The organism is Arthrobacter sp. 05N33_2, from assembly GCF_056397425.1.
The window spans coordinates 20,331-30,265 of sequence record NZ_JBFTNJ010000041.1 but is presented as its reverse complement, the minus strand read 5'-3'; the positions used below and the strand labels follow the sequence as shown (position 1 = coordinate 30,265).

General features: G+C 68.9%; 10 protein-coding genes and 2 pseudogenes. 8 read left to right on the top strand and 4 right to left on the bottom strand.

The window, feature by feature from the left end; translation table 11 throughout:
- The 6 genes and pseudogenes from AC1DHX_RS14855 to AC1DHX_RS14830 all read left to right on the top strand — a co-directional run.
- A pseudogene (locus AC1DHX_RS14855) lies at positions 1 to 119 on the top strand (SufD family Fe-S cluster assembly protein); the annotation flags it as partial.
- Positions 111 to 1,271, top strand: a pseudogene (gene sufD / locus AC1DHX_RS14850) (Fe-S cluster assembly protein SufD); the annotation flags it as partial. The pseudogenes AC1DHX_RS14855 and sufD, both read left to right, overlap by 9 nt.
- A gap of 31 nt (positions 1,272 to 1,302) precedes the next feature.
- Positions 1,303 to 1,662, top strand: a complete 360-nt coding sequence (locus AC1DHX_RS14845; protein ID WP_223917407.1) for a non-heme iron oxygenase ferredoxin subunit — start codon at positions 1,303 to 1,305, stop codon at positions 1,660 to 1,662.
- A gap of 88 nt (positions 1,663 to 1,750) precedes the next feature.
- Positions 1,751 to 2,548, top strand: a complete 798-nt coding sequence (gene sufC, locus AC1DHX_RS14840) for a Fe-S cluster assembly ATPase SufC (protein ID WP_476900174.1) — start codon at positions 1,751 to 1,753, stop codon at positions 2,546 to 2,548.
- A 13-nt stretch (positions 2,549 to 2,561) separates the two neighbouring features.
- Positions 2,562 to 2,894 carry a metal-sulfur cluster assembly factor gene (locus AC1DHX_RS14835; RefSeq protein WP_018772973.1) on the top strand — a complete coding sequence of 111 codons (333 nt, stop codon included), beginning with the start codon at positions 2,562 to 2,564 and terminating at the stop codon, positions 2,892 to 2,894.
- A 181-nt stretch (positions 2,895 to 3,075) separates the two neighbouring features.
- Positions 3,076 to 3,672 carry a hypothetical protein gene (locus AC1DHX_RS14830; protein ID WP_476849628.1) on the top strand — a complete coding sequence of 199 codons (597 nt, stop codon included), beginning with the start codon at positions 3,076 to 3,078 and terminating at the stop codon, positions 3,670 to 3,672.
- Between the two features lie 55 nt (positions 3,673 to 3,727).
- Here the strand turns inward: AC1DHX_RS14830 and ypfJ are convergent, their stop codons facing one another.
- Positions 3,728 to 4,615: a KPN_02809 family neutral zinc metallopeptidase gene (ypfJ, locus tag AC1DHX_RS14825; protein ID WP_476858596.1), complete on the bottom strand. Its 888-nt coding sequence runs from the start codon at positions 4,613 to 4,615 to the stop codon at positions 3,728 to 3,730.
- A gap of 58 nt (positions 4,616 to 4,673) precedes the next feature.
- Between ypfJ and AC1DHX_RS14820 the strand changes: the two genes are divergently transcribed.
- Positions 4,674 to 6,086: a class I adenylate-forming enzyme family protein gene (locus AC1DHX_RS14820; RefSeq protein WP_476900173.1), complete on the top strand. Its 1,413-nt coding sequence runs from the start codon at positions 4,674 to 4,676 to the stop codon at positions 6,084 to 6,086.
- Between the two features lie 118 nt (positions 6,087 to 6,204).
- The gene (locus AC1DHX_RS14815) at positions 6,205 to 7,359 is read left to right on the top strand and encodes a thiolase family protein (RefSeq protein WP_476858594.1); all 1,155 of its coding nucleotides are present in this window, start codon (positions 6,205 to 6,207) and stop codon (positions 7,357 to 7,359) included.
- A 323-nt stretch (positions 7,360 to 7,682) separates the two neighbouring features.
- On the opposite strand, the gene AC1DHX_RS14810 is transcribed toward AC1DHX_RS14815, so the two are convergent.
- Genes AC1DHX_RS14810 through AC1DHX_RS14800 form a run of 3 tightly spaced genes read right to left on the bottom strand, consistent with a single transcriptional unit; the run spans position 7,683 to position 9,762 of the window.
- Positions 7,683 to 8,315 (bottom strand): energy-coupling factor transporter transmembrane component T family protein, encoded by a 633-nt coding sequence (locus AC1DHX_RS14810; protein ID WP_476849632.1) that lies wholly within the window; start codon positions 8,313 to 8,315, stop codon positions 7,683 to 7,685.
- The gene (locus AC1DHX_RS14805; protein WP_476858593.1) at positions 8,312 to 9,118 is read right to left on the bottom strand and encodes an energy-coupling factor ABC transporter ATP-binding protein; all 807 of its coding nucleotides are present in this window, start codon (positions 9,116 to 9,118) and stop codon (positions 8,312 to 8,314) included. Before AC1DHX_RS14805 ends, AC1DHX_RS14810 begins: the two co-directional genes overlap by 4 nt.
- Positions 9,115 to 9,762: a biotin transporter BioY gene (locus AC1DHX_RS14800; RefSeq protein WP_476849634.1), complete on the bottom strand. Its 648-nt coding sequence runs from the start codon at positions 9,760 to 9,762 to the stop codon at positions 9,115 to 9,117. The genes AC1DHX_RS14805 and AC1DHX_RS14800 overlap by 4 nt, the downstream gene beginning before the upstream one ends.
- Between the last annotated feature and the right edge of the window lie 173 nt (positions 9,763 to 9,935).

Below are 9,935 nucleotides of genomic sequence, written 5' to 3'. Positions count from 1 at the left end.
CCACCATGGAGTGGATCGATGGCAACATCGGCTCCAAGGTCACCATGAAGTACCCGGCCGTCTACCTCGTGGGCGAAGGCGCCAAGGGCGAGACCCTTTCCATCGCGTTCGCCGGCGAAGCCGTCAAGCGCCACTCGCACGGCGGCGGCGTCGGCGTACCGGACAGCTCACGCGCCGGCCGCCTGACCTCCTACAAGCTGGCGGACTTCAAACCGCTGACCGGCATGGAGGAGGACTGGCGCTTCACCCCGCTCAAGCGSCTCCGCGGCCTKCACACCGAGGTCCTCACCGGTGCGGCGCCGGCCGTGAGCGTCACCGCTCCGGACAGCGTCAGGGTCGAGACCGTCGGCCGTGACGACCGCCGGATCGGCTCCGCCGCCATCCCCGAGGACCGCGTCTCCGCGAACGCCTGGGAGAACTTCGCCGAGGCCACCGTCATCACGGTCCCGTCCGAGGTCGAGGTGGAGGGCGAGGTCAGCGTGCTGCTGACCGGCCAGGGCACCGAAGCTTCCGCGCAGCACGTCGTGATCGTCGCGGAAAAGTTCTCCAAGTCCGTCGTCGTCCTGGACCACCAGGGCACCGCCGTCGTCTCGGAAAACATCGAAATCCTCGTTGAGGACGGCGCGCAGCTGACCGTCATCTCGCTCCAGGAATGGAACGACGACGCCGTCCACGCCTCCTCCCAGCAGGCGAAGCTCGGCCGCGACGCGAAGTTCAAGCACATCGTCGTCAGCCTCGGCGGCGACCTTGTGCGGGTCACGCCTTCGGCACGCTTCACCGCCCCGGGCGCCGAAGTGGAACTGTTCGGCCTGTACTTCGCCGACGCCGGCCAGCACCTCGAGCAGCGCCTGTTCGTTGACCACGCCGTGGCCAACTGCAAGTCCAACGTCCTGTACAAGGGCGCCCTGCAGGGCCGCAACGCGCACACCGTGTGGGTCGGTGACGTTCTGATCCGCAAGGAAGCAGAAGGCACCGACACCTACGAGGCCAACCGCAACCTGGTCCTGACCGACGGTGCCCGCGCCGATTCCGTGCCGAACCTTGAGATTGAGACCGGCCTGATCGCCGGCGCCGGCCACGCCAGCGCCACCGGACGATTCGATGATCAGCACCTGTTCTACCTGATGGCCCGTGGCATCCCGGAAGAGGTGGCCCGCCGCCTGGTGGTCCGCGGGTTCCTGAACGAGATCATCCAGAAGATCAACGTTCCGGCCATCGAAGAGCGCCTCACGGAAGCCGTCGAGCGCGAACTCGCGGCGACCAACCACTAGTGCGCAGCACCAGAGAACACGGACGACATCAATGACTGAACAGCCAAAGGGCGAGCTAGTCTGCAACGCCAGCGAGATCCAACTCAAGCAGGCGCTGCGGATCCTGATCGACGACTACCCGGTAGCGATCGTGAAGGACTCGATGGGGGAGATCCACGCCATCGGCGACACCTGCTCGCACGCGGACATTTCGCTCTCCGAAGGAGAAGTCGAAGGCTGCAAGATCGAGTGCTGGGGCCACGGCTCCCAGTTCGACCTGCGCAGCGGCGAGCCGCTCCAGCTGCCGGCCTATGATCCCGTTCCCGTGTTTGCCGTGACCGTCCTGGATGACGAGGTCTACGTGGACTTCACCAACGTCCTGAACGGCGCCGAGGCTCCCAACTTCAGCTAGCTGCCTGCAGCCGGCAACCCGCACAAGAAAACTTATCGCCAAGAAAACGCACAGTGCCGAGGGCACGGTGCAGAGGAGAACAAGACACATGTCGACTCTTGAGATCAAGGACCTGCACGTCAGCATTGACACCGAGCAGGGCACCAAGGAAATCCTGAAGGGCGTCAGCCTGACCATCAGGACCGGCGAGACGCACGCCATCATGGGCCCCAACGGCTCCGGCAAGTCCACGCTGGCGTCCACCATCGCCGGGCACCCGCGCTACAACGTCACCTCCGGCACGATCACCCTCGACGGTGAAGACGTCCTCGCCATGAGCGTCGACGAGCGCGCCCGCGCCGGCCTGTTCCTCGCCATGCAGTACCCTGTCGAGGTCCCGGGCGTGAGCATGACCAACTTCCTGCGCACCGCCAAGACCGCGATCGACGGCGAAGCCCCCAAGCTGCGCACGTGGACCAAGGACGTCAAGGCCGCCATGGCGCAGCTGCGCATCGACGCCGACTTCACCCAGCGCAACGTCAACGAAGGCTTCTCCGGCGGCGAGAAGAAGCGCGTCGAGATCCTCCAGCTCGAGCTCTTCAAGCCGAAGTTCGCCATCCTCGACGAGACCGACTCCGGCCTGGACGTCGACGCGCTCAAGGTTGTCTCCGAGGGCGTCAACCGCGCCCACGGCGAAGGCAACATGGGCACCCTGCTCATCACGCACTACACCCGGATCCTGCGCTACATCAAGCCGGACTTCGTGCACGTGTTCGTCGATGGCCAGGTTGTGGAAGAGGGCGGCCCGGAGCTCGCCGACCGCCTCGAAGACGAAGGCTACGACCGCTACGCCACCGGCGCAGGGGCGGCCACCATCGCTGCCGCCAYGGCTGCAGCCCAGGCGTAGTTAGGACTCCGCAATGACCGAACTCAATGTGGCCCGCACGGGCCTCGAGGATGTCGAAGAGGCGCTCAAGGATGTGATCGACCCGGAACTCGGGGTGAACATCGTTGATCTGGGCCTGCTGTACGGTCTGAAGTACTCGGACGACGACGGCGCCCTGCTGATCGACATGACGCTCACCACCGCTGCCTGCCCGCTCACCGACGTGATCGAGGAGCAGGTCGGCAAGGCCCTGGACGGGATCGTCGACGACTGGCGGCTCAACTGGGTGTGGATGCCGCCATGGGGTCCGGAACGGATCACCGAGGACGGCCGCGACCAGATGCGAGCCCTGGGCTTCAACATCTAGGTCCCCACCGCCTCCCTAATTACGCCGACGGCGGCCCCTCCTCATTGAGGCGGGGCCGCCGTCGTCATTTCGTTCCGGCGTTCCCGCCGCCGTTCCCATATCGTCCCGGCGGTGGTCTGATAAAGACAACGGGTCCACACGCTTCGGGCCGGGCACGCCGTCGAACAGGAGGCACACGGGAATGGATGCCACGCCACCGCCGCGGCCCTCCGATGCGGGCAAGGACTTCGTGGTTGTCGAGGACAGCGGCGAGTTCTCCTACTACCGGTCCCGGGAAGCCCTGCTGGCCGACTTCGAATATGTCGGCGAAGCTCCGTGCATCATGGACCGCAGCGCCACTACCTACCGGCTGGAGCTGGACGAGAACCGCCACCTGCGCATGGGACCGCCCCTGGGATCGGTGGAGTTCCACTGGCTGCGCCAGGCCCTCGCCGAGGCGCGTGACGTGCATCCCGAATCCCTCCGGCTGCAACGGGTTGACCCCGTCGGGCTCGCCGGGCTCGTGGCCGGACTGTTCGAGACGCTGCAGCTGGAACGCGGAACCGATGCTGAGCTGGGACTTTGGAGCCTGGACATCGACGGTCTGGCGACGCGGCGCAATGCGCTGGCCGACGTCGACCGCCTCCTGGCCGGAAACGACCGGCTGGAATCGGTCCTCGTGACCGACCCCTTCGGGCACCAATACCGGCCCGTGTGGCACGCAAAGCACCGGCACCTGGGCCACGCCGGATTCCTCAGCTACGTCGAGGTCCCGATCCGGCGCCGGCAGCGCGGGTGAGGCCTCGGGTTTAGGCCCGAGAGTTGGGCCGAAGGGTTGGGGCCAGGGGGTGGGGCTAAGGCGTTGCCACCGCGAACGTGTCGCACTTGTTGATGTCCCCGGTGGTGTACCCCTGGTAGAACCACTTCTGCCGCTGGGCACTTGAGCCATGGGTCCATGCCTCCGGTGAGACGCGGCCCGTGGCGGCCTTCTGGATGCGGTCATCACCGACGGCGGAGGCCGCCGACAGGGCGTCCTTCACGTCCTGGTCAGTGAAGGGGTCGAGATAGGGCTGGCCGGTCTTGGGATCCGCCTGCGTCGTTGCATAGTGGGCCCACAGCCCTGCGTAGCAGTCTGCCTGGAGCTCAACCCGGACACCCCCGGAGCCGGGGCCCTGCGGATCCTGTTGCGCCCGGTCGAGGTCGCCAAGCAGGTTCTGGACGTGGTGGCCGAATTCGTGGGCCACCACATATTCCTGCGCCAGGGGACCGCCTGAGGAGCCAAACCGGTCCACAAGCTCCTGGAAGAAGCCGGGATCGAAGTACGCCGTGGTGTCAACGGGGCAGTAGAACGGCCCCACGTCCGAGGTGGCGGCGCCGCAGCCGGTGTTGGTTCCGCCGGTGAAGATCACTGCCTTCGGCCGCGGGTACTTGGTGTTGTACTGCGACAAATAGGCCGGCCAGAAGGCGTTCAGGCTGTTCACCGTGCCGGTGATCCTGCAGTCGAGGCGGGCGTCGGCGTCGGCGCCGGTCTGGCAGGCGGGGGCAGAGCCCTGGCTCTGCGACTGGGGCTCCTGGACGGTGCCGGCCAGACCCTCGAGAAGCTGGGGGTTGATGCCAAAGAGGGCTGCCAGCAGCAGGATGATGCCGCCGCCGATCCCGCCGCCGATCATCGGGCCGCGGCCCATCCTGCGACGGTCCTGGACTTGTGACGGGTCCAGCGGGGCGTTGTCGTTAAAGCTCATGGAGTCACAATATCCCGCACACGCAGCCGCGGCGCCCGGCAACGCTAAAGTTGGTTCGATGCCTTTTCTCGACAGACTCCAGCGCTGGGCCGATGACCGTCCCGACGAGACAGCCGTCGTCGTGTCCGGAGAGCACCTCAGCTGGTCTGCCCTGCGGGACAACGCGGCGGCCCTGGTGCCCTCGGCGCCGGCCATCACTGTGCTGTCCGAACAAAATTCAACTCACTTCGCCATAGCGTTCGCCGCGGCCGTGGCTGGTGAGCGGCAGTGCGCCGTGTTGGACCCGGCCTGGCCCCAGCAACTCCAGGACGGCATCACCGCCCGCATCGCCGGGACGGAAACGGGTCCGGCGCGTGCAGTTCCCGGGCCGGACCCGTTCTTGGTCGACGGGCCGCCGGAGACCTCGTTCCTGGTCGGCCTGACGTCCGGCACGACCTCGGTGCCCAAGGCGTTCACCCGCTCGCGGCGGTCCTGGCAGGAATCCTTCGAGGCCTCCATCGAATTCTTCGCACTGACGCAGGACGACAAGTCCCTGGCTCCCGGGCCGCTCGCGGCAAGCCTGAACCTCTACGCCCTCGCCGAATGCCTGTATGCCGGCGCCGAGTTCCACAGCCTGGACCACTTCGACGTCGGTGCCGCCCACGCGGCCGTCAGCCACGACGGCATCACCCGCCTGGTCGTGGTGCCCACCATGCTCCGGCTGCTCAGCGAGCGGGGCCTTACCGGCGGTGTCGATGCCTCCGGCATCCGCAGCATCATCTGCGCCGGTTCCAAGCTGGACGCCCGGACGCTGGAGGCGGCCCGGCGCTGGGCCCCCAACGCGACCATTTTCGAGTACTACGGCGCCTCCGAGCTCAGCTTCGYCTCGGGCGCCGGGTTGCGCCCGGGCGAGCCCGTCGAGCCGGGCGGGACCGGCATCGGGAAGCCCTTTCCCGGCGTCGAAATCCGCATCCTCGGCGACGACGGCGCCGAACTCCCGGACGGCAGCGACGGCAACATCTGCGTCCGCAGCGGCATGGTCAGCAACGGCTACCTGTGGGGTGACGACGGCCAGGCGCTGCGCTGTTTCGACGGCTGGTACACCGTGGGGGACCAGGGCTACCTCTCCGACGGGACCCTGCACATGCTGGGCCGCCGCTCCGACATGATCATCACCGCCGGCACCAACGTCTACCCGCATGAGGTCGAGATGGCGCTGGCCTCCGTCCCGGGCGTCGCGGCGGCCGTGGCGGCCGGCATGCTTGACGATCTTCGCGGCCAGCGCGTCGTGGCCGGCGTCGTGCCCTCGCACGGGGCGGTCACCGCCACCCAGCTGCGGTCCGGGATCGACGATGTGCTGGCCCGGAACAAGCGCCCCCTGGAGTACTTCGTGCTGACTGAGCTGCCCCTGACGGACCGCGGCAAAATCAGCCGGCAGCTGCTGCTGGACTGGGTGGCCCGGAACGATCCCAGGATCCGGCGTCTTGGCTGAGCCGCGCGCGGGCAGCGGGCCGGCAGCACCCGGGCAGCCGACCCGCGGACCGTCTTTTCGCGGGCGGTCTGTTCCCGGGCTGTCGTTCCTCGGGCTACTGCCCGAGGACAGGCAGCCGGTGATCATCGCCGCGCGCCGGACGCCGCTGTGCCGGGCCAACGGGGCCCTGAAGAAGCTCCGTGCCCACGAACTCCTGGCTCCGGTGCTCCGCAGCCTGCTCGCCGATGCCGGCGCCGGCGCAACCGCAGAGGCCGTGACCGACGTCGTGATCGGCAACGCCGTGGGCGGCGGCGGGAACGTGGCCCGGCTCGCCGCGCTGGAGGCGGGCCTGCCGGTCACCGTCCCCGGCGTCACCGTGGACCGGCAATGCGGCTCCGGTCTGGACGCGATCGTCCTGGCCTCCCGGCTGGTCGCGGCGGGCGGCGGCGGCCTGTACCTCGCGGGCGGCGTCGAGAGCATCAGCACGGCTCCGCTCCGCGCCCACCGCAACGACGACGGCAGCCCGGACTTCTACAGCCGGGCCCAGTTCGCGCCGCTGAGCTTCGGCGACCCCGACATGGGGGTGGCGGCCGAAAACGTCGCCGCCCACTTCGGCATCAGCCGGCAACGCCAGGACGCTTTCGCGCTCCGCAGCCACCAACGCGCCTCGGCAGCCGCGGCCGCCGGGACGTTCGACGCCGAAATCGTGCCCCTCGCCGCCGGCTCCGGCGAGTCCGCGGCAGCCGACGACGGTCCGCGGCCGAGTCTTGGCCCGGCCCTGATGGCCCGTTTCCCGCCTGTATTTGCCAGCGGCGGCACGGTCACGGCCGGTAACTCCTGTTTCGACGCCGACGGTGCCGCCGCCGTCGTTGTCACGTCCATGGAGCGGGCCCGGCAGCTGGGCGCCGCCGACGGGCTGCTGGTCCTGGGAACCGACACTGCCGGGGTGGCGCCGCAGCTGCTCGGCATCGGCGCGGCCGCGGCGGCCGAACGGCTCCTCGCGGCACACGGACTGACGGCCGCGGACGTGGGCCTGGTGGAATTCAACGAGGCCTTCGCGGCCCAGACGCTCGCATGCTTTGACCAGCTGGGGATTGACCCAGAGCTGGCGAACCTCGACGGCGGGGCCCTGGCCCTTGGTCACGCCTATGGAGCCTCGGGCGCGGTGCTGGTCACCCGGCTGCTGGCACAGGCCCGCAGGTCCCCGGAGCCGGGGCAGCTTTCCCTGGCGATGATCAGCATCGCAGGCGGCATGGGCACGGCCGCACTGCTGGGGTACGCGCGCCTGACCTGACCCCGGGAGGGGGGACATGTGCGTGGCAGGTGCCGGCGGGGGACATGCCCGGTCCTGGGCACGAGGAGTGGACATATGGGCCACATGTTCACTGGCTGCGGGCAGGGGAGGGCATGCCCATTCTTCGCCTGGACACCGGGGGGACATGCCCATTCTTCGCGGCGCAGGGTGGACATATAGGCCAAATCTCCACTTGCGGCGGTGAACTGCTCCCCGGAAGTTGGACTGAGATATTCAGTTCCGACTCCCGGGGAGCAGTTCGCGGCCGGGGGAGGGCATGTCCACCGGGGGAGGCAGCGGAACCGCGGCCCGGCCATCCGGGCCTAGTCCTCCGGGTCCTCCGGCTCGCCCAGCCCACGGGCGGCGAGGGCTTCGCCGGTCTGCCGGGCGAAGGCCACCGTGCTGATGAAGACGGGCAACACCAGGGCCCGCGGGTTGCGTTCGAGCCCGCGCGCCCGGGCCGAGTCGCGCACGTCCGTGTAGGCCCCGGCAACGAACGGGATGCTGCGGAGCATGATGGCGATGGTCAGGGCGAAGCGTTCCGGGTCCGCACCGAAGCGCCGGAACGGCCGGGCAAGCGACGCCACGCCGTCGAGGAGTGCCTGCACAGGAGTGGTGGCGGTCAGGATAGACGCCGCGACGACGCAGACCAGGACGTTCAGGACGATCCGGGCGGCGGTCGGTGCGCCCAGCTGCCACCATTGAAAAAGCCCGATCGCCACGAGTACCGGAAGAACCGGACGCACCGCGCGGAACAGCCGGGCCGGGCCGGCCCCGCTGAGCAGGAACAGTCCGCAGAGCAGCACCAGCATGACGGCCGACACGGCCCAGTCCGCGATCAGGAACGACGTCATTCCGCACCCAACGACCAGCAGGAACTTCAGCCACAGCGGCGCACGGTGGACCAGGGACGAGCCCGGCACATACGCCGCCAGCAGGAAGCCGTGACCGCTCACGCCTGCTCCCGCCGGGCCTGGTCGGGCACGGCCCGCTCCAGCCGGCCGCCGGCTACGCCGCCGAGCCCACCGCCTGCTGGGACGCCGTCAGCCGCTGGCAGGCCCGCCGCGCACAGGGCGCGGTAACGGGCGACGGCGGTTGCCGGTTCGCCGTCGAACACCACCTTCCCGGCATCCACCACCAGGACGCGGTCCATGTCCAGTGCCAGCTCGAGGTCGTGGGTGGACAGAATCACCTGCTGGCGGAGCCCGGCGAGGGTGCGCCGCAGGAGTTCGCGGTTCCGCAGATCCAGCAGCGTGGACGGCTCGTCCAGGACCAGCACCTCCGGATCGACGGCCAGGACCGCGGCCAGCGCCAGGAGCTGGCGTTCGCCGCCGGAGAGCTCATAGATGCTTTGGTCCGCCAGCGGCAGGAGACCGAACCGTTCCAGCACCGACTCCGCGTGGGCCCTGCGCTCGGTGGCGTTGCGGATGGAGCGGCGCAGGGACAGTTCCACATCCTCGCGTCCGGTGGGCATGACGAGCTGGGAGAGCGGGTCGGTGAACACGAAGCCCACGCGGCGGCGGACCTCACGGACGGCCCGGACGGTATCGGCGCCGTCGACTCTCACGGTGCCGTCGCTGGGTGCCACGAGGCCGTTCAGGAGCCTCAGGAGGGTGGACTTGCCCGAGCCGTTGGCCCCGATAACCCCGATCCGCCGTTCCGTCAGGTCGAGCGAAAACTCCTGGAGCAGCGTCTTGGGTGCGGGGCGGCCGTCAACCGGCACCCGCACCGAAACCCGGTCCAGGACGATGATGCTCACGGGCGGGTGTCAACCGTCCGGACACGGCGCAGCAGCAGGTCCGGGAAGGCCTTGTGCAGGGCCAAGGCGATGCTGACGGCCAGGACGTTCTTGATGATGTCGCCGGGGTAGAACACGAGATCGGCCAGGAAGGCTTTGGAGAAGTCCAGCTTGGCGTTGACCATCATGCCCAGGATGCCCAGGCCGTGGATGAAGACGATGCTGCTCACCATGGCGGCGGCGAACAAGAGGATGGCACGCAGTCTGCCTTTGCGGTTGGCGGTGCGCTTGAGCACGACGACGGTCAGCCAGCCGACGGCCGTGGCGGCCAGCAGGAACCCGATGATGTAGCCGGCGGAGGGTCCGGCGAGGACGCCCAGCCCGCTGCGGCCGCCACTGAAGATCGGCAAGCCGGCGAAGCCCAGGAGCAGGTACAGGCCGACGGCGGCGAAGGCCCGGCCAGGGCCCAGGGCCAGGCCCGTGAGCATGACGGCTAGGGTCTGCAGCGTGATGGGCACGCCGAGGCCGCCTACGGGAATGGCGGCGATCAGTGCCGAAGCGGCCACCAGGGCGGCGAAGACGGCGATGAGGCCAAGGTCGGTGGCATTCCAGCGGACCCGGCGGCGCGGGGTCCTGGCTGCGGCGGGACGGTCGGTTTGCGTCATGATGTTCCTGTCGGGGTGCTGCTCAGGGAGCTGCGGCGGAAATATGGATTGTGATATTGACTGTACGGCCGCCGCGCGGACGGTTTTTTGTAGGCGCCCCACTAACGCGCGGCCCGGTTGCTGGAGGGCACCGCCAATGAACACGGCCAGCCGGCCGGGCCAGCATCGCGACG

Coding starts and splice junctions, on each gene's coding strand:
- AC1DHX_RS14800 (WP_476849634.1), bottom strand. CDS start 9,762: ATGACGCAAACCGACCGTCCCGCCGCAGCCAGGACCCCGCGCCGCCGG.
- AC1DHX_RS14830 (WP_476849628.1), top strand. CDS start 3,076: ATGGATGCCACGCCACCGCCGCGGCCCTCCGATGCGGGCAAGGACTTC.
- AC1DHX_RS14835 (WP_018772973.1), top strand. CDS start 2,562: ATGACCGAACTCAATGTGGCCCGCACGGGCCTCGAGGATGTCGAAGAG.
- ypfJ (WP_476858596.1), bottom strand. CDS start 4,615: ATGAGCTTTAACGACAACGCCCCGCTGGACCCGTCACAAGTCCAGGAC.
- AC1DHX_RS14845 (WP_223917407.1), top strand. CDS start 1,303: ATGACTGAACAGCCAAAGGGCGAGCTAGTCTGCAACGCCAGCGAGATC.